We start from the raw sequence: 21,860 nt of genomic DNA, 5'->3' as shown, positions 1-21,860 counted from the left end.
GTCTCGTCACAAACCCGAGCCTCACCGTCGTTGGTGCGAGCCATGGTTGATCATGCTGAGAGCCGTGGATATGAGGCGCAGTACAATTGCCAGTGTGACAACGTCGCATCGAATGCGCTTGCACAGTCGCTCGGGCTGACGCCGTACGGCAAGTGGGAAGTTGCATTCGCGCCGTAGCCTTGCCGGTCACTGGTGCATGAAGTGAAACCAGCGTCCCACGGGCAAACAGTGCTTGTGTTTTACATGCCGGTTCTGGACTGGGATTCAACCAGTCGACCCGATGTCCCTACGAATCTCTTCAACAAACGCCCGCCCCACCGGCACCTCAGCCCCATCATTCAACATCAACCAATACCGGCTCCCCGAAGCCGCGTGCAGCGTCCGCACATGCTTCAGATTGACCATATACGACCGGTGGCAGCGCACAAAGTCCGGCGGCAGCACGGCAGTAAGACTCGCCAGCGATTTGTCATGCAGTTCACTGCGCCCATCACGCATGCGCACCTCGCTGTAATCCCCATCAGCGCGAATCCACAGAACATCCGCGAGTTCCACCATCGCCGTCCCCTGTGCATGCCAGACGCCCAGGTAACGCGCGGCGCCAGACCGATACCGCCCGACATCCAGCAGTCGCTCCAGCGCCTGCCCCAGCCGTTCGCGTGAGAAGGGCTTCGGCACGAAATCCAGCACCCCATGCTCAAACGCCTGCAGCGCCCGCTCCCGATGCGCGGAGACCACCACGCAGTGGTATCGGCCAGCCACCACGCGCTTCAGCAGGTCGAAACCATCCTCCCCACCCAGATTCAAATCCAGCAGCAGGCCGTCATACACGCTGCGCTGCAGCCGGTCACCCGCGGCGTCCAGGTCGGCCACGGCATCGAATCGGGCGCGGCTGCCAGCCAGTTCGGTGCACATCCGCAGCAGCCTCTGGCGGACCAGCAGTTCATCCTCGACGATCAGGATGCGCATGTCAGCTCCATGCGGCCGTACCAGTCGTTGCCATCGGCGCCCTGCTCAAAGTGCCAGCCCTCCGGCCAGGTGGCGGCCAAGCTTGCCTCAATGTAGCGCGTGCCCGTGCCTTGCCCGCGATGCGGGGCGGTTCCGCGTGCGCTACGAAGCTCCAATATCCATCGGTCGTCCTCGCGTTGAACACGCAGGCGGAACGGATGCCCGGCGCACGCCACCGCCCCCGCATGGGTGAGGGCATTCTCGACCTGTGCATGCAGCACGCCGGGTGGCAGCCACAGGCCCGTGTGTTCGCCCTCGACCTCAAGACCGATGTGGCGATCCAGCGCGAGCCCGACGATGTCCAGGTGGTTGCGGCACAGCGCCAGCTCTTCCTCCAGCGGCACGCTGGGGCGGGTGCTGCTCTCGCGCAGGCGGTCGAACTGCTCGGCCAGCGATTCGACCAGGCGGCTGGCGCGCATCGGTGCCTGTTCGATCAGTTCCTGCAGCCCGGTGAGGGTGTTCATCAGCCAATGCGGGTGAATCCCTCGCTGCAGCAGCTGCAGCGAGAGGCGGGCGCGCTCTTCGCGCAGCTGCGCGTTGTGGTGGTCCAGCCTACGCAGTTGCGCGGCGTGGCGGATCAGCAGGAAGCCCATCAGCACGGCCAGGAACAGAAAGTAGGGGCCATCGAGGAAGATGCCGCCGGCGAAGGGGACGGCCAGCGCGCCTGCCACGACCAATGTGAGGATCGGCCAGCGTTCGTCCGGTTCGCCGCGGGCGCGCAGCAGCACGCAGGCGGAGGTCAGCAGGCTGAGCAGCAGCAGTGCGGCACCGCGGCCGTCGAAGCTGGGCACGAAGGCGGCCAGCGCCAGCAGGGTGGCGAGATAGGCCATGCGGGCTGTCTTCGGCACCGCGACGCCGAAACGACGCGCGAGGTAAGCCGGCAGTAGGATCGCTGCGGCGAGGTGCAGCAGAAGCAGCATGAGCAGTCGCGGGCCGTGCCACGGGTAGGCATACCCGACCAGCGGCCGCCATGCTTCGACAACGGGTAGCGCAAGGCCGACCACACCCAGCGCCAGCAACAGGCGCGCACCCGGCACCCGTGGTCGGCCGCGCTGTGCGGCGAGGAAGTACAGGCACGCCGCGCCGAGTGCACCGGTGGCGAGGGCGGCGATCAACCACGCTCCGATGCCGTGGCCGTAGATCGAGGCGGCTGGCCCGACCGCAACGAAGGCATCCGCACCGCGCGGCTTGAGCCACTGATGATGGCTGGAGGCGAGCAGCACCACCTCATCGGTGCCGCTGCGCGAGGAGGGCGGCAGCACACGGATGATGTCCACCTGTCCCGGCTGCTCTTCGTCTGCGTTTCGGCCGACGATGCCGTTGGCGGCCAACGGCTGGCCGTTCCAGAAGGGCCGGCTGGCGGCGCGCACCGAGACGCGCAGTGCGCGGTCGGCCGCGTCCTGGTTTGCCGGCGCGGGCAGGCGCCAGCGCAGCCAGTAAGGACCGCGCCACTGCACCAGTTCGCGTTGGTTGGCCGGTTGCCAGGCCAGTGTCTTCGGCGGCGCGGTGGGCAGTGCGCCATCCGCCCCCAGCGTAGCGAGCGCCATCTCCTGGGCTTCGTAGTAGCGCACCCCCGGTGCGGGCGCGACCAACAGCAGCCACGCGGCGATTGCGATGAGCAGGACGGCGAGGGCGGCCAGGGTGCGTGGGATCTGCATGGGCCCATCGTATCGGTTGCATGGAGCTGCTGGACCCCCGTCTGGAGCTGTTCGGCGGACGGGCCATCCTCGGCCGCCGTGGGGACGGCGATGCTGCAGGCGTGGTGCACGCGCTGTCACTCGCCGCTCGATTCCCTTATCGCCCAACCGGAGGCCGTCATGTCCAACGTCCCGCTGTCCCTGTTCCGTTCTCTTCTTCCCGGCCGGCACCTGCGGATCACACGGTGGGCGGCGCTGTGCCTCGCCCTTGCTGGCGCGTCGCCCGCGCTGGCCAGTGGGGCGCCGGCGCCGCTGGTGTTCACTCCCTATGCGTTCGAGACACAGAAGCACGGCACCATCGCGGCCGAAGCGGGCTACCTGGAGGTGCCGCGTCGGCATGCAGACCCCAACGGACCGCGCATGCGCCTGCGGGTAGTGCGCCTGCCGGCGACCGGCGGCGAGGGTCGCGCGGCACCGGTGGTGTACCTGGCCGGCGGCCCGGGTGGCTCGGGAATCGGGACCGGGCGCGGTCCGCGCTGGCCGGTGTTCGATCAGGTCCGGCGCGAGACCGACGTGCTGCTGCTCGACCAGCGCGGGGCGGGCGAGTCCGAACCGCCGCCGCCGTGCCCGCACCAGCACACGTTCGACGATGCACAGCCGCTGCAGCACGACGCCGCGCTCGCCGCGCTGCGCGGGGTGGCCGCCCGCTGCGTGGCGTACTGGCGGGAGGCCGGCGTGGACCTGGGGGCCTACACCACCGCCGAGAGTGCCGGTGACCTGGAGGACCTGCGGCGGGCGTTGAAGGTGCCGAAGATCAGCCTGTGGGGCATGAGCTACGGCACCCATCTGGCGCTGGCCACGGTGCGCCTGCACGGTGCTGGTCTCGACCGGGTAGTGCTGATGGGCACGGAGGGACCCGATGACACATTGAAGCTGCCGCTGTCGGCCGATGCGCTGCTGGCGGAGTTGAGCGGGGCGGCCAAGGAGGCGGGCTTCGATGACCTGACCGGCTCGGCCACGCGGGTGCTGGCAGCACTGCGTGAGCAGCCGCGCCAGGGGCGCAGTGTCATGCATGGCGGCAAGCCGGTGATGATCGGCGAGTACGACGCGCAGCTTGCGATCAGTGCCAGCCTGGGACGGCGCATGACGCAGCAGTGGCTGCCGCTGATCCTGCGCGATGCCGAAAATGGCGACTACGATCTGCTGGCGGCAATGGTGCTGCTGCTGCGCAGTGAGTACGGCAGCTACGGCGCGATGTCGCTGGCGATGGACGTGGCCTCCGGGCAGAGCCCGCAGCGCCGGGCACTGGCCGAGGCGCAGGCCCGCGAGAGCCTGTTCGGCGATGCGCTGAACTTCCCGTTCCCGGCGCTCGGCGATGGCCTGGGGCTGGTCGATCTCGGCGACGCCTTCCGTGGGCCGCTGCGCAGCAACGTGCCGGTGCTGTTCATCAGTGGCACGTTGGACGGGCGTACGCCGCCGGCCAACGCCGCAGCGCTGCGGCCGGGTTTCCGAGACAGCCGCACGCTGTTGGCACGCGGCGCCAGTCATGACAACGAGATGTGGCTGGGGAATCCGGCCATCGCCGCGGGCATCGCCGATTTCCTGGCCGGACGGGCGGTGGGTGATGCCGAGCTCGACGTGGGCGCACCGGTGTTCGCGCGGAGCAAGCGCGATCTGGTCGACCCGCGGGGTCGCTGAGGGCCGCCGGACGTACCGCGATGTGCAGGCGCCGGGAACCGGCCGAGGTGTATGGTTTCGGCTGGCCCTGGCGCTTGCGCCCACACAGGAGGACGCGATGACCGATTCAGCGGTGGCACCCGTGCACGGCACGCCCGACGATTACGGCGACACGCTGTACCGGGTGTATTTCGAAGTGGGCGAGTGGGAGGGCATCGCGCGCGATGCAATCACCACGTTCCTGGTCGAGCGCGCCAGCGACCACCCTGCCTTCGATTTCGACGCCTCGCTGCTGCACGCGCGTCCACACGGGTACGAAGTGGACCTGCCGATGCAGCTGATTCCCGAGGTGGTGCGGGCGCTGGCCGAGCAGAATGTGGCGGTATACCAGGTGGTCAGGCTCGGTGGCGTCTAGGGGGGCACTGGAAGGTCACCCGGCATCGCATCCGCGTTCTGCTTGGCGCTATCCTTCGGCCAGCTCCAGCCGCACCCTGCGCGCTGGCCGGATCGATACTCTCACCCTGGATAGAGGCAGCAATGGCGGATCCTTACAACAGCGGTGGCCGCGCAGGCCCCGCAACCCGGCTCGACGATGCGTTGGTGACCACGGCGATGGAATTGCCCGGTTTCCGCGTGGTGCGCAGCCTGGGCGTGGTGCGTGGCATCACCGTGCGTTCGCGTTCGATCGTGGGCAATTTCCTCGGCGGGCTGCAGACCATCTTCGGTGGCAACATCACCATCTACACGCAGCTGTGCGAGCAGGCGCGCGAAGAGACCTATCGGGACATGTCCAATCATGCGCGGATGTTGGGCGCCAACGCGATCATCGCCATGCGCTATGACGCCACCGACGTGATGACCGGCCTGACCGAAGTGCTGTGCTACGGCACGGCGGTGATCGTCGAGCCCACGCACGTCTAGGCATCCTGCGTGCGATATGCCCTGAGTATCGCTGCAAGCTGTCATCGGTATTGGCATCCGCGCTGCGCAAGGCGGATGCTGTCTGCATGACGATCAACGACACACTTTCTTTTGCCGGGCAGGTTGCCCTGGTCACCGGTGCCGCTGGCGGACTGGGACTCGCTTACAGTCGATTGCTGGCACAGCGCGGTGCACACGTGGTGATGCAGGATGTGGGCGCCGCCCTGGACGGCACCGGCACCGATCCGCGGCGGATCGATCAGGCGGTGGCGCGCCTGCATGCACAGAGCCTTTCTGTCGAGGCCAGCCACCATGGCGTCGATACCCGCAGCCGGGCGGCAGCGCTGGTCGCCGATATCCTGCAGCGGCACGGCCGCCTGGATGCGATCGTGCACAACGCCGGCTGGGTCGAGTACCAGCGTATCGATGCGGTGGACGAGGATCGTTTCGATCACATGATGGCGGTCGCGGCCAAGGCGCCGCTGTGGTTGGCGCAGGCCGCATGGCCGGCCATGCAGGCGCAGGGCCACGGCCGCATCGTGCTCACCACCTCCGACCGTGCGCTGTATCCGCAGTACGTGCAGCACGGGCTGGCGGCGTATGCGGCGGCGAAGTCGGCCGCGGTCGGGATCGTCAACGTACTGGCAGCCGAGGGCGCGGCGCATGGCATCGTGGTCAATGCGGTATCGCCGGTGGCCAAGACCCGCATGTGGGGCGTGGAGGGCGAACCGGATGAACTGCATCCGGAGGGCGTGGCGCCGGGTGTCGTGTTCCTGGCTTCACGTGCCTGCATCGAGGGCGGCTGGATCCTGCGGGCCAGCAACGGGCAGTTCCATGCGACCCGACTGACCGAGGCCGAGGGCGTGCATTACCCGCGTGATCTGCGGGCAGTTTCCGCCCGCAGTATCGAGGACGTCGCCGCGCAGTGGCAGGACATGGCAAGGCCGGCCGTCGAGCCGCGCTGACGCCACGCACGTGCCTCCTTGAGCGCTTGGCGCGGCACCCTGGTGCCGTCGCATGAGGGCAGCCGGAAACACATCAGCGCGCCAGCACCGCCTCCAGCGCCGCCATGGCCTCGCGCGCCACCTCATGGGGATCACGGGCCTTCAGCGCGTCATTGAACACCTCCAGCCCGATCGGCCCGCTGTAACCCATCTCGGCCAGCGCATCGATCAGCGTCTCCAGCGGCCAGAGGCCATCGCCCGGCAGGCAGCGGTGATGCCGCGCCTGCGTGGTCACCTGCCCGGGCAACGGCTGGGCCAGTACATCCGACAGCTGCACCAGCGCGATGCGCTCCACCGGGATGTCGCGCAGGTCATCGGCCGTACGCCCGGCGGCGAACAGGTGGAAGGCATCGACCACGATATCCAGGTTCGGCGCCCCGACCTGCTCGATCTGCTGCCACGCCGAGGGCAGGGTGGAGTGCAGACGACTCCAGGCCATGCCTTCGTAGGCGATACGCAGGCCGTGCTCAGCGGCACGCAGGCACAGCCAGCGCAGGTCGTCGGCAACCCGCTCGGGCGCGTAGTCGGTTGCCGTGCAGGCAGGCACCAGCACAGTGCCTGCACCGACGTCGTTTGCCAGCGCGAGCAACGACATCGCCTCGGCACGCTTGCTCTGGCGAGTGGCGGCTGAAGCGCCATCAAAATCCAGCAGCACCTGCACGTCGGTGAGCTGCAGGCCGGTGCGCGCCAGGGCTGTACGCACGTCGGCGACGGATGAGGACGCGACATCCTCACGCCACAGTTCGACCTGCGCGAATCCTGCCGCGGTGGCGGCCTCGAGTTTGTCGACCGTGTCGCCGCCAAGCAGGATCGTGTTGAGGAAGCGGGGGCCGGGCAATCGGTTCATCGGGACAACGCCTTTGCACGCAGTGGATCTCGCGCTCCATGCTATCGACCCGGGCATCGGCGTCCTGTGCAGATGTGCCCGCGCCGCGTCAGCGCGTGCGTTTCACCCACGCACGCACCACCAGCGCGATCAACGCGGTGAACACGAGCCAGGAGATGAGGTCCAACAGCCCGTCGCCGATCAGCGCGCTGACCAGGCCGACCACACTGGCCAGTGCAAGCCACGCCGGGGCGATGAAGGGGCTGCGCGGTGGTTTCACCGGTGCGCTCATGCGGCACCCCCATGCTGCGCGGCGCGCTCGATCTCGGTGACGCGTGCGTCGGTACTGCCACGCTTCACCCACAGATACAGGCCGCTGATCAGCACCGCGATGGTGAGCAGGTCCAGCAGGGCCCACAGCACCTTCAGCGGCAGCTTGCCGTAGTCGCCGAAGTGCAGCGGCTGGCTCAGCAGCAACACGCTCATGTAGGCCGGCAACTGCGGTTGCGCGGTGAGCTCGCCGGTCTTGGCATCGATCAGCACCGGGCGGTACAGGCGCTCGGTGAGGGCGGTGTTGCCCTGCATGAACACGCCATAGTGGTGGTCACCGCTGTAGCCGGTGCCGGGGAAGCTGACGAAGGCCGGGCGCATGCCGGGCTCGGCGGCACGTGCGGTTTCCACGGCGGCCTGCAGCGAGGCCAGCGTGGCCGGCCGTGGCTGGCCAGCATAGCGGGCCGCGAACTCGCCGAGCTGCTCGCTCTGCCAGGCCTGTTCCAGCGGCTTGGCGATGGTGTTGATGGCGCCGGTGACGCCCACCACCAGTGCCCAGCCGAGGGTGACCACGCCCAGCACGTTGTGCAGGTCCAGCCAGGCCAGCCGGCGGTTGCGGCCGGTGCGCAGCGTGCCGAAGCGCTGCTTGCGCATGAACGGGCCATACAACACCAGGCCGGAGATGATCGCCACCGCGAACAGCAGCCCCATCGCGCCCATGAACAACATGCCGGGCAGGCCGAGGAAAAGATCGGTGTGCAGGCGGTACAGGAAGTACATCACGCCTTCGTTGAACTGCGCGGCCGGCAGCACCTCGCCGGTGGTCGCGTGCAGCAGCGCGGTGTGCATCTGCGGTGGCGGGGTGTCCGGGCGTGCACCGGTGTTGACGTACACGGTGGGTGCGTCCGGATCCCAGCCGACGAACAGCGGCACATCGCCGGGATACTGCGCCAGTGCGGTGCGCACCTGCGCGTCCAGATCACGCGGCGTGGCATCGGCCGCCGTGGTGGCCACGTCCGGCTCGTTGAGGTGGGCGATTTCCTCGCCGAACACCAGCGGCAGGCCGGTCAGACACAGCAGCAACAGGAACAGGGTACAGACCAGGCTGGTCCACTTGTGGATCAGGAACCAGGCTTTGATGGTGGCACGTTGCATGAAGGCTCTCGGGCGATGGCTGGAGGCACGCGGTGTCGCGACCGGCGGGCAGGTCGCGACGGATTATCCGGATGCCGGGTGGGAATACAAAAGAGTCTCCCCCAGACCGGCCAGACCGGCCAGACGCGATGCGCCCTCGTTCAGCGAAGGCCCTCGGCCGCACAGCGGATGCTCAACCACGCCCCGCCCCCGGGCGCATCCCCGGCGCGGACCCGGAAGCCGTGCAGGCCGGCAATCGCGGCCACGATCGACAGCCCCAACCCGAACCCCTCGGTGGACTCGCCGCCACTGCCGCCGCGGAAGAAGCGCTGGTAGATCAGGGTGCGGTCCTGCGGTGGAATACCCGGTCCGTTGTCGATCACATCGATCCGCGGTGTGCCGCGGTCGTCCACCGCGCGCAGCACGATCCGGCCCTGCGTGGGGGTGAAGTGCAGCGCGTTGGAGAGCAGGTTGGCCAATGCTTCGAACAGCAGCTCGCGGTCGCCCCACAACGTGCCCGCCTGCGGGTCGATCTCCAGCAGCAGCTGCTGGTCCTTCTCCTCGGCCAGTGGCAGGTAGAACGCATGCAGTTCCCGCAGCAGCTCGCCCGCATCCAGTTCGACGAAGGCGGAGCGGCGCTGGTGGCTTTCCAGTTCGGAAATGCGCAGCAGCGCCCCGAAGCGCGCCATCAGCCGGTCGGTTTCGTCCAGCGCCTTGTCCAGCTGCGCCGCGCGCGGGTCATCTTCCTCCAGCCCGACACGGGTGCGGTACAGATGCGCGCGCAGGCGGGTGAGCGGGGTGCGCAGATCGTGGGCGATGCTGTCGCACACGCCTTTGACTTCGGTCATCAGCTGCTCGATGCGTTCGAGCATGGCGTTGACGATGCTCGACAGGCGGTCGATCTCATCCGGGCGCCCGGACACCGGCAGGCGCTGGCCGAGATCGCCGGCGATGATCCGCTTGGTCGCGGCCTCTATCTCCTGGATCCGCTTCAGCGGGCGCCGGCGCAGGATGTGCCAGCCGGCCAGGCCGGGAATGATGGTCAGCGAAACGCCCCACAGCAGCGCATCGAGGATGATGCTGTTGACCGCGGTGAGCTTGCCGCTCTGGCGCACGAACACCAGCAGCCGGCCATCCTGGGTTTCCACCCCGAGCGCGCGCCCGGGGGCATTGATCGGGCCGCTGCGCAATGACCAGCTATCCACTGCCTGGGCATGTCCATCCATGCGCAGGTCGCCGGGAATCGCCAGCAGCGGGCCGGCCAGCGGCTCCCCGGCGCGGCTGAAGATCCCATAGGCATACGCCCCGTGCAGGTCGTAGCGCAGGCTGTCGCGCAGCGCATCGTCCAGCGCCTGGCCGTTGAACTTCTCGAACAGGTGGGCGCGCTGCTGCAGGCCGGATTCGGCGAGGTCGTTGAGATAGTCCGAGACGCGCCAGTACATCACGCCCAGCAGCACGCTGGACCAGGCGACGAACAGCACGCAGTACAGCCCAAGCAGCCGGCTGCTGGAGGAACGCCATTGATCAGACATGGTCGTCCAGGACATACCCGGTGCCACGCACGGTACGGATGGGCTGGGCACGGCCTGGCTGGTCGATGCGCTTGCGCAGGCGGCCGATGTGGACATCGATCAGGTTGGTGCCGGGATCGAAGTGATAGCCCCACACCTCCTGGAACAACATGGTACGGGTGACCACCTGGCCGGCGTTGCGCACGAGGAACTCCAGCAGTTTGAACTCGGTGGGCAGCAGGGGGATCTCCTCGCCCGCCCGGCGCGCGGTGCGGGTCATCAGGTCCAGCTCCAGCTCGCCGGCGCGCAGCTGGTTGCCGGTCACGGCAGGCTGCCCGTGGCGGCGGATCAGCACCTCCACGCGGGCCGCCATCTCGTCCGAGGCGAAGGGTTTGGTCAGGTAGTCATCGCCGCCGGCGCGCAGGCCGCGGACCCGCTCATCCACATCGGAGAGTGCACTGATCATCAGTACCGGGGTGGTGATGCCCTGGCGGCGCAGGGCGGTGACCAGGGCCAGGCCATCGATGCCCGGCAGCATGCGGTCCAGGGTGATCACGGCGTAGTCCCCGCGGGCGGCCATCGCCAGCCCGTCCTCGCCGTTGCCCACCCGGTCCACCTCGAAGCCGTGGCTGCGCAGTTCCGTGGCGATTTCCTCGGCGGTGACGAGGTCGTCCTCGATAGTGAGTACGCGCGGCATGGGCCACTTTGACGATTGGGACGGGTGCATCGTCGCAACCCCCTGTGGGGACTGCAAATGAAAAATGTTTCATGCGGTTTTCGCCGGATCCTCGCCCCGGTTCTCCTATATTCGCCCCGAGCAGTGGCCCTGCCATCCGGGCCGCCTGCCCCGTTCTCGCCTGGAATCCCGCCCCCCATGACCGACCCGCTCCCGTCCTCCCCGGCTTCTGGCCCGTTGCCCGGCCCCTGGCGTCTGCCGCTGCTGGGGTTGGCGGTGGTGGCGTTGGCGCTGGGTGCCTGCAGCAAGCAGACGCCCAAGGCGCCCGGCGCGGCGCCGGAGGTGACGGTACTGACCCTGCAGGCCCAATCGCTGGCGCTGGCCCAGGAGCTTCCCGGTCGGACCGTGGCGTCGCAGGAATCGGAGGTGCGCCCGCAGGTCTCCGGGGTGTTGCAGGCCCGGTTGTTCGAGCAGGGCGAGAGGGTGAAGGCCGGGCAGCCGCTGTTCCAGATCGAACCGGCGCTGTACCAGGCTGCGGTGAACGAAGCGCAGGCCAACGTGCGCACCGCGCAGGCCACTGCGGTGGCGGCACGGCTGCGTGCCCAGCGCATGCAGCAGCTGGGCGCGGGCCAGCTGGCAGCGCAGCAGGATGTGGATGACGCGGTGGCCACCCACCAGCAGGCGGAGGCGGCGGTGCAGGCGGCGCAGGCAGTGCGCGATACCGCACGTACCAACCTGGGCTTCGCCCGGGTGACCGCGCCGATCAGCGGGCGGATCGGCCGCGCGCTGTTCACCCCGGGCGCGCTGGTGACCGATGGACAGGCCGAGCCGCTGGCGCGGATCCAGCAGGTGGACCCGATGAACGTGGATATCACCCAGTCCAGCAACGAATACCTGGCGCTGCGCCGGGCGATCGCCGCCGGTGGCGTGGAGGCGACCCGCGCGCCGGTGCAGCTCAAGCTCTCCGATGGCACCGCCTACCCGCTGGCCGGCACGCTGGAATTCGCCGACATCGATGTCGATCAGGAAACCGGCAGCATTACCCTGCGTGCGCAGTTCCCGAATCCACAGGGACAGCTGCTGCCCGGCATGTACGTGCGCGCCCAGGTCGGGCAGGGCACGCGCCAGCAGGCCTTGCTGGTACCGCAGGCAGCGGTGGACCGCAGCCCGAAGGGCGAGGCGCTGGCGTGGGTGGTGGGGGCGGATGGCCGCGTGCATCAACGCACCTTCACCACGGCGCGTGCGGTGGGCGACCAGTGGCTGGTGCTCGAGGGCCTGCGTGCCGGTGAGCAGGTCGTGCTCAGTGGCCGCCAGGGGCTGAGCGAAGGCGCCACGGTACGCATCAAGCCCGCCACCGCAGCCGCACCGGCCCCGGCGCCTGCCGCCGCGCCGGCCGGCGAAGGCTGAGCGGCCGATGCTGCCGCGCTTTTTCATCCACCGCCCGGTCTTCGCCTGGGTCCTGGCCATCTGCATCATGGCGCTGGGCACCATCGCGGTGACCCAGCTGCCGGTGGAGCAGTACCCGGACATCGCGCCACCGCAGGTCAACATCACCGCCAACTACACCGGCGCCTCGGCGCAGACGGTGGAAGACAGCGTCACCCAGGTGATCGAGCAGCAGATCAAGGGCATCGACCACCTGTTGTATTTCTCTTCCACCAGTTCGTCTTCGGGCCAGGCGCGGATCACGGTCACCTTCGACCAGCGCGCCAACCCGGACATTGCCCAGGTGCAGGTGCAGAACAGCGTCAACCAGGCGATCAACCGGCTGCCGCAGGAAGTGCAGCAGCAGGGCGTGACCGTGGCCAAATCGCAGGGCGATTCGCTGATGGTGGTATCGCTGTATGACACCCACCGGCGCATGGAACGGGTGGACGTCTCCGATTTCCTGGTCAGCAATGTGCAGGACCCGATCAGCCGCATTCCCGGTGTGGGCGAAATCAACGTGTTCGGCTCGCCCTATGCGATGCGCATCTGGCTGGACCCGCACAAGCTGCGCGCGTTCGACCTGATGCCCTCGGATGTGCGTGCCGCGATCCAGGCGCAGAACACCCAGGTCACCGCCGGTGAACTGGGCGCATTGCCGACCGGGCCGGAGCAGGCGCTCAACGCGACCGTGACCGCACAGTCGCGGTTGCAGACCGCCGAGCAGTTCCGCGCGATCATCCTGCGCACCCTGCCCAGCGGCGCGGCCGTGCACCTGGGCGATGTGGCGCGGGTGGAGATCGGCGCGGAGAACTACCAGACCAGCAGCTTCCTCAACGGCTATCCCGCGGCCGGTTTCTCGGTGACGCTGGCCTCCGGCGCCAACGCGCTGGAAACCGCCGATGCGGTGCGCGCGGAGATCGAGCGCCTGCGTCCCAGCTTCCCGCCGGGCCTGGAAGTGGCCTACCCGCGCGACAGCACGCCCTTCGTGCGGGTCTCCATCGAAGGCGTCATCCACACCCTGATCGAGGCGATCGTGCTGGTCGTGGTGGTGATGTTCCTGTTCCTGCAGAACCTGCGCGCGACGCTGATTCCGGCGATCACCGTGCCGGTGGTGTTGCTGGGCACGTTCGGCGTGCTGGCGGTGGCCGGCTTCACCATCAACACGCTCACCTTGTTCGCGATGGTGCTGGCGATCGGTTTGCTGGTGGACGATGCGATCGTGGTGGTGGAGAACGTCGAACGCATCATCCACGAGGAACACCTGCCGCCGCGCGAGGCGACCGAGAAATCGATGGGCGAGATCACCGGTGCGCTGGTCGGCATCACCGTGGTGCTCGGCGCGGTGTTCCTGCCGATGGCCTTGTTCGGTGGTTCCACCGGCATCATCTACCGGCAGTTCTCGATCACGATCGCCTCGGCGATGGCGCTGTCGGCGCTGGTCGCGCTGACGCTGACCCCGGCGCTGTGCGCGACCCTGCTCAAGCCGTCCAGCGCGCAGAAGCCGCCGGGCCGTTTCTTTGCCTGGTTCAACCGCGGCGTGGAGCGCAGCCAGAACGGGTATCGCGGCAAGCTGGGCGGGATCGTGGCGCACCCGCGGCGCTGGATGGCCTTCTATGTGCTGCTGGTGATCGGGGTGGTCGCGTTGTACGCGCGCATGCCGACCGGGTTCCTGCCGGTGGAAGACCAGGGTCAGGTGACGTTCCAGTTCTCTACCCCCGAAGGCACGCCGATGGCGCGCACCGAGGCGCTGGGCGAACAGATCAGCCGCTATTTCATGGAGCATGAAAAAGACAGCCTGGACGTGGTGTTCGTGGTGGTCGGCCGTAACAACGCCGGCACCGGCCAGAACGCGGGGCAGGGGTTCATGGCGCTCAAGCCGTGGTCCGAGCGCGATGCCGAGCACAGCGCCGGGGCCATCATTGCCCGTGCCAACGCGCACTTCCGCAACCTGCCCGATGCGAAGGTCAACGTGCTGGCGCCACCGGCGGTGCGTGGGCTGGGGCAGTCCAGCGGGTTCGAGTTGTGGCTGCAGGACAACAGCGCGGCCGGGCGTCCGGCGCTGCAGGCGGCGCAGGAAAAGGTGGTGCAGGCCGCAAGCGATGACGACCGGCTCACCTCGGTGCGGTTGAATGGCCTTGGCGACAAGGCCGAGCTGCATCTGGACATCGACCAGGCGCAGGCCAGTGCGCTGGGCCTGGCCCAGGCGGACATCAATTCAACGCTGTCTTCTGCGTGGGGCGGCACCTACGTCAACGACTTCCTCGACCGCGGCCGGGTCAAGCGCGTGTACGTGCAGGGTGACCAGCCCTACCGCAGCGTGCCCGATGACATCGGCCAATGGTATGTGCGCGGCAGCAACGGGCAGATGGCCTCGTTCGCCAGTTTCGCCAGCAGCCACTGGTCGCGCGGGCCCCAGCTGCAGCAGCGCTTCAACGGCCTGCCGGCGATGCAGATCCAGGGCAGTGCCGCCGAAGGGCGCAGCTCGGGCGAAGCGATGCAGACCATGCAGTCCCTGGTGGCCGATCAGCCCGGGTTCGCGTTGCAGTGGAGCGGACTGTCCTACCAGGAACAGCTGTCCAGCAACCAGACGTTGTGGCTGTATGCGGCCTCCATCGCCTTCATCTTCCTGTGCCTGGCCGCGCTCTACGAGAGCTGGACCGTGCCGGTGGCGGTGATGCTGGTGATCCCGCTGGGCGTCATCGGCACGGTGATCGCCACCACCGCGGCGGGCTTCGTCAACGACATCTACTTCCAGGTGGGGCTGCTGACCACGATCGGTCTGTCGGCCAAGAACGCGATCCTGATCGTGGAATTCGCCGAGGCCGAGTACCGCGCGGGCAGTTCGGCGGTGGATGCGGCGCTGAAGGGCGCCCGTCTGCGCCTGCGGCCGATCGTGATGACCTCGCTGGCGTTCGTGGCGGGCGTGATCCCGCTGGCCCTGGCCACCGGCGCTGGCGCCGTGAGCCGGCGCGAGATCGGCGTCAGCGTGATCGGCGGGATGCTCTCCGGCACGCTGCTGGCGATCGTGCTGGTGCCGCTGTTCTTCGTGCTGGTACGGCGGCTGGGCAAGGCCCGCCCGGATCGGGCGGCAGAACACTGAACGGCGGGGCGCCCCGGACCCCGGATTTCATCTTCTTGACCCATTCCGTTCACGGTCTCCATGCCGGCGGGCCATTAGCGTAGATCGTCCCCACAGCGCTTGGAGACATGCCATGAATCCCCTGCAGACGGTCGCTCGGACCATGCGAAACGGGTTGGAAGAAGTGGCGGCCCTGCTGGTCGGCCAGCGCGCGGAGTCGCTGCGTCAGGACGATACCGCCGCGCCCGGGGTCGGCATCCCGATGCCGCGCCGGTTGCCTCTCAAGCGCCCGCTGCTGCATGGGCGCAAGGGCATGGCCCCGTGGCAGAAAATCGGCCCGGGTCGCCGCTAGGGGCGTTTGGCATCGGCGGGGTGGTTGACCCCGTCGTTGACCGGCACCTCGCCGATAGCAAACGGATTGATCCCGTCCAGACAGCCGACGTTATAGCCGAACTCAGCCGGTGAAGAACGTCGCTGATGGTGTGTGTAGATGCCGCACACGCTGCAGAAGTGGTGGCGGGCGACGTGCGTGTTGAACTGATACAGCCGCAGTTCGTCATGCCCCTGCACGATCTCCAGATCCGCCAGCTTCACCGAGGCCACGATGGCGCCGCGGCGCCTGCACATCGAACAATCGCAGCGGCGGGGCGAGACCACGCCGTCCGGCAGGTGCAGGCGCAGCACGACGGCTCCGCAATGGCAGCGCAGCAGATGGTGGCGCTGGATGGGCACCCCCCCGATGGTGGTCAGTCCCTGCATGGGTGGTGCGTCCCTGGTAGCCATGAGTGGCCCCAGTATGCGATCGCGCGGGGCGGCCATGCCAGGCCCTGACGGCGTCGGGGGTGAACGCCGGGTCGAAGCTGAACAGGCTCGACATGCGGCGAACACAGGGGTTATGGCTAACTAGCGCCCCGGACAGACGACGGATCGATGCGTGAAGAAGGCAGGACGATGGGGGCTGGCGCTGCTGATGCTGCTGGCGGCGCTGTGGATCACCGGTTTGCTGGCCTACCAGCTGCCGGGGCCCGGCTGGTTGCGGTACCTGCTGGTCGGCCTGTGGGCGGTATTCGCCGTCACCGGGGCGGTGGGCGTCGCGCGCGCGCGCGCCGGGCGCTGGCCGGGCGTGCTGTACGGCGTGGCACTGGTTGCCTCGGGCATCTGGTGGCTGCTGCTTACGCCGCGCCAGGACCGGATCTGGGCCGACGATGTCGCCCAGCGCCTGAAGGTGATCGAGGTGGATGGCCCACGCGTGGTGCTCGACAACGTCCGTGACTTCACCTGGCGCAGCGAGACCGACTACGACGCGCGCTGGGTGCGCCGCGAGTACAACCTGGACCAGCTGCGCTCGGCCGATCTGATCCTGTCCTACTGGATGGGGCCGGCCATCGCGCACACGCTGATCTCCTTCGGTTTCGACGATGGCCGCTACCTGGTGTTCTCGCTGGAGATCCGCAAGGAGCGCGGCGAGTCGTTCTCCGCGCTGGGCGGGTTCTTCCGCAAATTCGAGATGACCCTGGTCGCCTCGGAGGAAACCGACATCGTGCGCACGCGTACCAACGCGCGTGGCGAAGACGTCTATCTGTACCGCCTGCACGGCATGACCCAGGCGCAGCTCAAGGCCCTGTTCGTCTCCTACCTTGGCGAGGCGCGCAAGCTCGACGCCGCGCCAGCGTTCTACAACACGTTGACCAGCAACTGCACGACCATCGTGTACGAACTGGCCAAGCAGATCGCGCCGGGCCTGCCGATGGATTACCGGCTGCTGGCCTCGGGCTACTTCGCCGAGTACGCGCGCGATCTGGGCGTGCTCACGCCGGGCGTACCGTTCGAAACGCTGAAGGCACGCGGCCGGATTACCGACCGTGCGCGGGCGAGCCATGCAGACGATGATTTTTCACAGGTGATTCGCCGGGACGTCCCGGGGACAGGGCAGGGAAGCGTTCCATGAGTTCCGCATTGAAGCTGTTGCCGCACCGCGCGTTGCCGATACTGGCCGTGGTGCTCTCGCTGCTACTCTCCAGCGGCTGCGCGATGGTCACCATGAAACAGGTGGCCCCGACCGAATACCTGGCCAACAAGCGCGGCGACGTGCTGACCTCAGGCAAGCTCAGTGCCGCTTCGCAGGAAACGCTGAGCGTGATCGGCATGGACGTGGCGCAGTGCGAAAAGGACGTGGCCACCTGCCAGAAGACGTTGGAAGACACCGACGTGCTGCCCGAGGAACAGCGGCTGTCCGCACAGTCCGAGCTGTGGGTGAAGACCGCGCTGGCGCTGACCCCCAAGCCCAAGGACCGCGAGAAGACGCCGATGTCCGATGCGGCGCTGGATGCATGGCTGGAAGCTGCGCGCTATGCCTACGCCTACCTGTTCTTCAGCGGCCGAACGCCTTCGGACCGCGCCTTCGAGGATCGCCAGACCCAGGTTCGCGATTACTACAACTACGCTGCCGAGCAGACCGCCTCGGTGGTGTTCAAGCGCAGCCGCGAGAGCGCGCTGGAAGGCGAGGACTACAACGCCGCGGTGGCCGGTGAGCGCTGGACGCTGACCTCCGATTTCGATGAGCTGCGCATGCAGAGCATCCCGACCCGGATGGTGTCCGCCTCGGCGGTGAGTTTCGCCGGCCTGCGCAGCACCTATCGCCGCGATGGCTTCGGCGCCGAGCTGGTGGTGATCATGGACCCGCCCAAGCTGGTGGCCCCGGCCGATGGCGAGAAAGCGGAGATTCCGCAGTACAGCGAGATGTCGGCGATCAACGCCACCGCCCTGCTGCGCTTCAAGGGCGACAACCTGCAGCAGGTGCTCGATACCACCCAGGTGCTGTTCGACGTGTACTCGCCCGAGTCCACCGAGAGCGTGGACCTGCACGGTGAGAAAGTGCCGCTGGCGGGCAACTTCACCGCGGCCTACGGCTTGTGGCTGGCCCAGTCCGGCTTCGCCACGCAGTCACTGCGCACCCTGTTCGGCATGAGCGAGGGCATCGGTGCGCCGCACATGTACCTGATGCAGCCGTGGGACCCCAACCGCCGCATCATCTTCATGCTGCACGGCCTGGGCAGCAGCCCGGAAGCCTGGGTGAACGTGGCCAACGAGATCATGGGCGATCCCGAGCTGCGCCGTCATTTCCAGGTCTGGCAGGTCTATTACCCGACCAACGCGCCCATCGCGCTGAACCGCTACGAGATCAACCAGGCCTTCAACAACACCCTCAAGCACTTCGACCCGACCGGCAGCACACCGGCGGCCAAGGACATGGTGTTCATCGGCCACAGCATGGGTGGCGTGCTCGCGCGACTGCTGGTGACCTCCTCCGGCGATGTGCTGTGGAACGACCTGCTGGCCAACTACGACCTCAAGGGCGAGCGCTTGAAGCGGGTGGAAGCCAAGCTCGGCCCCCTGCTGCATTTCACCGCCGAGCCGAACGTGGAGCGGGTGATCTTCATCGCGGCCCCGCACAAGGGCACCGACATCGCGGGCAATCGGCTGGGGCGCCTGATCGGCCGGCTGGTGCGCCTGCCGATCACGATCCTGGGCAAGTTCGAGGATGTGTTCCTGACCCTGCAGGAATCCGAATCGGCCAACAGCACCACCAAGCTGCAGATTCCCAACAGCATCGACAACCTCAAGGCCAGCGATCCATTCGTGAAGGCCGCCGGCGCGCTGCCGATCACGCCGGGCCTGAAGTACCACTCGATCATCGCCCAGCGCAAACCGGAGGTGCCGTTGCAGCAGTCCGACGATGGCCTGGTGCCGTACTGGAGTGCGCACCTGGACGGTGCGGTATCGGAGAAGGTGATCATCTCCGGGCACAGCGTGCAGGAAACCCCGCAGGCCGTGCTGGAGATCCGCCGCATCCTGCGCGAGGACCTCAAAGAGGTTGGCGACACGCATCCGTGAGGATGCGTGGCATCTCCTGCTTCAGATTCGCCGCGCCACCACCACGCTGAGCATGGCCAGCACCAGCATGATCGCGAAGGTCAGCAGGTAGCCCAGCGCCTCACGGCCCTCCAGGAACAGCGCGAACAGCGAGCCGGAGACGGCCAGCGTGGTCGCCACGCCGAGGGCCTCGCTGAGCTGCAGGGCGGAGGTGTTGGCGCCCTGCTGCGCTGGCGGTGACAGCGACAGCGTGAGCACCGACAGGCTGGGATAGATCAGCCCCATGCCCAGCCCGGTCAGTACCCAGCCGGCCATGGCCGTCCACAGCGGCACGCCGGGCTGGATCGCCAGCGAGGTGGCCAGGATGCCCGTGCACATCAACAAGGCACCGGCCTGCAGCAGTTGCCGGCGCGACCAGCCACGCTGCTGGTGGCCCTGCAGCCACGAGCCGGAGAACCAGCCCAGTGCCCCCAGGCTCAGTGCCACGCCGGCCACGACCGGCGTCAACCCGCGCTCGCGCTGCAGCAGCAGCGGCAGGAACGCTTCGCAGCCGAAGAAGGCCGAGGCCGCGATCCCGCGCAGGGCGATCACGCTGGGCAGGCCGCGACGCAGGCGCAGCGTGCCGGTCGGCAGCAGCTTCCAGCTGCACAGGGCGAGCAGGGCGAGGGCGGGGGCCAGCAGTGCCACGGCGAGCCATCCCTGCTGCTGGCCGCCGATGTACAGCGCAAGCGCGCCGAAGGCGGCCCCTACCGCCCAGGGCACCACGTTGCGGCTGCTGGTGCCGGTGGCGACCGTGCCCACCTGGCGCAGGGCCGGGCGCAGCAGCAGTGCCGCCGGGATGGCCAGCAGCGGCACGATCAGGAACACCCAGCGCCAGCCCAGGTGCTGCACGATCAGGCCGCTGATGCTGGGGCCGACCAGCGAGGGCACCACCCAGCCGGCCGAGAAGGCGGCGAACACGCGCGGCCGCATCGGTTCGGGGAAGGAGCGTCCGACCAGCACATACAGCGCCACGGAGATCGCGCCGGCCCCCAGACCCTGCATCAGCCGCCCGAGCACCAGCACCGGCATGTGCTGGGCGAAGCCGGCCACGAGCAGGCCGGCAACGAAGCAGGCCAGGCCCAGCCACAGCGGCCGTGCCGGGCCACGCTGGTCGCTCCAGCGGCCGGACAGCGTCATCCCGATCACGCTGGTGGCCAGGGTGCCGCCGAACGCCAGCGCGTACAGGCGCAGGCCGTCCAGGTCATGGGCAACGGTCGGCATCGCCGCAGCCACTGCCAGCGCTTCGAAGCCATGCAGCGAGACCAGCGCGACCATGCCGATGGTGGTCGCCCGGTAGGCCGGCGACAGGATCGAGGGGATCGGGGCATCCTCCACCGGAGCGGTGGCGGGCGGAGTGGAGGCGTCAGCGGACATGCGGATTCCAGACATCGGGGGGAGGGCCGGGGTTGCAGTGCACTCCGGCGGCGCGCAGGATGCCACCTGAACCAAGGTTGAGGTCAAGCAGTGATCGCGCAGGAACTGAGTGTAGGCGAAGTCGCCAAACGGAGCGGCGTGGCCGTCTCGGCGTTGCATTTCTACGAGCGCAAGGGCCTGATCCGCAGCCTGCGCACCGCCGGCAACCAGCGCCGCTTCGCGCGCGACGTGCTGCGCCGGCTGGCAGTGATCCGGGTCGCCCAGCGGGTCGGGATGCCGCTGGAGGCGGTGGCGACCGCTTTTGCCGCCCTGCCGGAGAACAAAACGCCGACCAAGGCCGAGTGGGCCAGGATGTCGGCGCTGTGGCGCAGTGAGCTGGACCAGCGCATCGAGCAGTTGCTGCTGCTGCGCGACCAGCTCACCGACTGCATCGGCTGCGGCTGCCTGTCGTTGAAGCGTTGCCGCCTGACCAATCCCGGCGACACGCTGGGCGATCAGGGCGACGGCCCGCGCCGCTGGGAGTAGAGCCGGCCAGCGGCCGGCGGGGGCCCCCGCTTGCCACCCGTAGTGCCGGCCGCTGGCCGGCTCTCGTGGTGCCATGCATGGTCTGGAGCCGGCCAGCGGCCGGCACTACCTGGGTTGACGCCCGCTTGCCACCTGTAGTGCCGGCCGCTGGCCGGCTGCCCTCACCAGACGGTGAACACCTGCCCGCTCTGGATGCCTTCCACGCTGCGCTGGTAGGCCAGCGACGCGCGCTGCGCCGTCACCGGTTCAAAGCCCGGGAAGTAGGCGCCGTAGTCGTCCATCGATTCGGCCAGCACGTTCGGGCTGACTGCATTGATGCGCAGCCCACGCGGCAGCAGCTCGCAGGCTGCGGCGCGCACGAAACCTTCGAGCGCGGCGTTGGCTGCCGTGGCGTTGGCGCCGTCGCGGATCGGCTGGGCGCTGATGATGCCGCTGGTCAGGGTGATCGAGCCGCCGGTGTTGAGGTGATGCTGGGCGGCCAGGCTCAGCCGCACCTGGCCCAGCAGTTTGTCCTGCAGCCCCAGGTTGAAGTCGGCCGGCCGCATCTGCGTCAGCGGACCGAAGTGGACCTGGCCGGTGGTGGCGATCACCGCGTCGACCTTGCCCACCTTCTCGAACAGCGCCTGCACGCTGGCGTCGTCGGTGAGATCCACCTGCACGTCGCCGCCGTGGCGGCCGGCGCGGATCAGTTCGTGGTGCACGCCGAGCGTACTGGCGACCGCCTGGCCCAAGGTGCCGCTGGCACCGACAAGCAGGATCTTCATGTGCATGTCTCCCGTAAACGTAGGGGTAGAGCCACGCCACGCGTGGCTGCTTCTTGTTCCGGCATCGCGGGCCAGCCACCCATGGGGTGGCTCTACCCGGTCAGGGGGCGG

20 protein-coding genes are annotated in these 21,860 nt (G+C 68.3%); 10 read left to right on the top strand and 10 right to left on the bottom strand.

Features of this window, described 5'->3' with window-relative positions:
* Nucleotides 1-264: 264 nt before the first annotated feature.
* Nucleotides 265-969: a LytTR family DNA-binding domain-containing protein gene (locus POS15_RS13160; protein WP_284128287.1), complete on the bottom strand. Its 705-nt coding sequence runs from the start codon at nucleotides 967-969 to the stop codon at nucleotides 265-267.
* On the bottom strand, nucleotides 957-2,666 hold the full coding sequence (locus tag POS15_RS13155) for a sensor histidine kinase (RefSeq protein WP_284128286.1): 1,710 nt from the start codon (nucleotides 2,664-2,666) through the stop codon (nucleotides 957-959). The genes POS15_RS13160 and POS15_RS13155 overlap by 13 nt, the downstream gene beginning before the upstream one ends.
* A gap of 159 nt (nucleotides 2,667-2,825) precedes the next feature.
* Between POS15_RS13155 and POS15_RS13150 the strand changes: the two genes are divergently transcribed.
* The 4 genes from POS15_RS13150 to POS15_RS13135 all read left to right on the top strand — a co-directional run bounded on the left by POS15_RS13150 (nucleotide 2,826) and on the right by POS15_RS13135 (nucleotide 6,208).
* Nucleotides 2,826-4,343, top strand: a complete 1,518-nt coding sequence (locus POS15_RS13150) for an alpha/beta fold hydrolase (RefSeq protein ID WP_235319016.1) — start codon at nucleotides 2,826-2,828, stop codon at nucleotides 4,341-4,343.
* A 97-nt stretch (nucleotides 4,344-4,440) separates the two neighbouring features.
* Nucleotides 4,441-4,737 (top strand): hypothetical protein, encoded by a 297-nt coding sequence (locus POS15_RS13145; protein ID WP_284128285.1) that lies wholly within the window; start codon nucleotides 4,441-4,443, stop codon nucleotides 4,735-4,737.
* 122 nt (nucleotides 4,738-4,859) lie between these two features.
* Nucleotides 4,860-5,243, top strand: coding sequence for a YbjQ family protein (locus POS15_RS13140; protein ID WP_284128284.1), 384 nt, complete (start codon nucleotides 4,860-4,862; stop codon nucleotides 5,241-5,243).
* An 86-nt stretch (nucleotides 5,244-5,329) separates the two neighbouring features.
* Entirely contained in the window at nucleotides 5,330-6,208 is an 879-nt protein-coding gene (locus tag POS15_RS13135) for an SDR family NAD(P)-dependent oxidoreductase (protein WP_284128283.1), read from the top strand.
* A gap of 73 nt (nucleotides 6,209-6,281) precedes the next feature.
* Here POS15_RS13135 and POS15_RS13130 read toward each other — a convergent pair whose 3' ends face one another.
* The 5 genes from POS15_RS13130 to POS15_RS13110 all read right to left on the bottom strand — a co-directional run bounded on the left by POS15_RS13130 (nucleotide 6,282) and on the right by POS15_RS13110 (nucleotide 10,685).
* Entirely contained in the window at nucleotides 6,282-7,094 is an 813-nt protein-coding gene (locus POS15_RS13130) for a sugar phosphate isomerase/epimerase family protein (RefSeq protein WP_284128282.1), read from the bottom strand.
* Nucleotides 7,095-7,182: 88 nt separating this feature from the next.
* Complete coding sequence (locus POS15_RS13125) at nucleotides 7,183-7,365, bottom strand: hypothetical protein (protein ID WP_152663795.1); 183 nt, start codon at nucleotides 7,363-7,365, stop codon at nucleotides 7,183-7,185.
* Complete coding sequence (locus tag POS15_RS13120) at nucleotides 7,362-8,498, bottom strand: PepSY-associated TM helix domain-containing protein (RefSeq protein WP_284128281.1); 1,137 nt, start codon at nucleotides 8,496-8,498, stop codon at nucleotides 7,362-7,364. Before POS15_RS13120 ends, POS15_RS13125 begins: the two co-directional genes overlap by 4 nt.
* A gap of 140 nt (nucleotides 8,499-8,638) precedes the next feature.
* The gene (locus tag POS15_RS13115; RefSeq protein WP_152663796.1) at nucleotides 8,639-10,009 is read right to left on the bottom strand and encodes an ATP-binding protein; all 1,371 of its coding nucleotides are present in this window, start codon (nucleotides 10,007-10,009) and stop codon (nucleotides 8,639-8,641) included.
* Nucleotides 10,002-10,685: a response regulator transcription factor gene (locus tag POS15_RS13110; protein WP_070426764.1), complete on the bottom strand. Its 684-nt coding sequence runs from the start codon at nucleotides 10,683-10,685 to the stop codon at nucleotides 10,002-10,004. Before POS15_RS13110 ends, POS15_RS13115 begins: the two co-directional genes overlap by 8 nt.
* A gap of 177 nt (nucleotides 10,686-10,862) precedes the next feature.
* On the opposite strand from POS15_RS13110, the gene POS15_RS13105 reads away from it, so the two are divergent.
* From POS15_RS13105 to POS15_RS13095, 3 genes are all read left to right on the top strand, one after another.
* Nucleotides 10,863-12,071, top strand: a complete 1,209-nt coding sequence (locus POS15_RS13105; protein ID WP_284128280.1) for an efflux RND transporter periplasmic adaptor subunit — start codon at nucleotides 10,863-10,865, stop codon at nucleotides 12,069-12,071.
* A 7-nt stretch (nucleotides 12,072-12,078) separates the two neighbouring features.
* On the top strand, nucleotides 12,079-15,192 hold the full coding sequence (locus tag POS15_RS13100; RefSeq protein ID WP_046274042.1) for an efflux RND transporter permease subunit: 3,114 nt from the start codon (nucleotides 12,079-12,081) through the stop codon (nucleotides 15,190-15,192).
* A 112-nt stretch (nucleotides 15,193-15,304) separates the two neighbouring features.
* Entirely contained in the window at nucleotides 15,305-15,523 is a 219-nt protein-coding gene (locus tag POS15_RS13095) for a hypothetical protein (protein WP_143592064.1), read from the top strand.
* Here POS15_RS13095 and POS15_RS13090 read toward each other — a convergent pair.
* Complete coding sequence (locus tag POS15_RS13090; RefSeq protein ID WP_284128279.1) at nucleotides 15,520-15,930, bottom strand: GFA family protein; 411 nt, start codon at nucleotides 15,928-15,930, stop codon at nucleotides 15,520-15,522. The two genes, POS15_RS13095 and POS15_RS13090, sit on opposite strands and share 4 nt — an antisense overlap.
* Before the next feature lie 211 nt (nucleotides 15,931-16,141).
* Here POS15_RS13090 and POS15_RS13085 point away from each other — a divergent pair, with 211 nt between their 5' ends.
* Nucleotides 16,142-17,119 carry a DUF4105 domain-containing protein gene (locus POS15_RS13085; protein ID WP_284129645.1) on the top strand — a complete coding sequence of 326 codons (978 nt, stop codon included), beginning with the start codon at nucleotides 16,142-16,144 and terminating at the stop codon, nucleotides 17,117-17,119.
* Nucleotides 17,116-19,065 carry an alpha/beta hydrolase gene (locus POS15_RS13080; RefSeq protein ID WP_070426768.1) on the top strand — a complete coding sequence of 650 codons (1,950 nt, stop codon included), beginning with the start codon at nucleotides 17,116-17,118 and terminating at the stop codon, nucleotides 19,063-19,065. The genes POS15_RS13085 and POS15_RS13080 overlap by 4 nt, the downstream gene beginning before the upstream one ends.
* 21 nt (nucleotides 19,066-19,086) lie before the next feature.
* Here POS15_RS13080 and POS15_RS13075 read toward each other — a convergent pair whose 3' ends face one another.
* Nucleotides 19,087-20,460 carry an MFS transporter gene (locus POS15_RS13075; RefSeq protein WP_284128278.1) on the bottom strand — a complete coding sequence of 458 codons (1,374 nt, stop codon included), beginning with the start codon at nucleotides 20,458-20,460 and terminating at the stop codon, nucleotides 19,087-19,089.
* A gap of 90 nt (nucleotides 20,461-20,550) precedes the next feature.
* Between POS15_RS13075 and soxR the strand changes: the two genes are divergently transcribed.
* A complete protein-coding gene (gene soxR, locus POS15_RS13070) occupies nucleotides 20,551-20,985 on the top strand; it encodes a redox-sensitive transcriptional activator SoxR (protein WP_172838051.1) in 435 nt (144 codons plus the stop codon).
* 161 nt (nucleotides 20,986-21,146) lie between these two features.
* Here the strand turns inward: soxR and POS15_RS13065 are convergent, their stop codons facing one another.
* Nucleotides 21,147-21,749 carry a short chain dehydrogenase gene (locus POS15_RS13065; RefSeq protein ID WP_284128277.1) on the bottom strand — a complete coding sequence of 201 codons (603 nt, stop codon included), beginning with the start codon at nucleotides 21,747-21,749 and terminating at the stop codon, nucleotides 21,147-21,149.
* Between the last annotated feature and the right edge of the window lie 111 nt (nucleotides 21,750-21,860).

It is taken from the genome of Stenotrophomonas sp. BIO128-Bstrain, from assembly GCF_030128875.1.
GTDB lineage: Bacteria > Pseudomonadota > Gammaproteobacteria > Xanthomonadales > Xanthomonadaceae > Stenotrophomonas > Stenotrophomonas bentonitica_A.
This window is presented reverse-complemented; position numbering and strand designations above follow the sequence as displayed.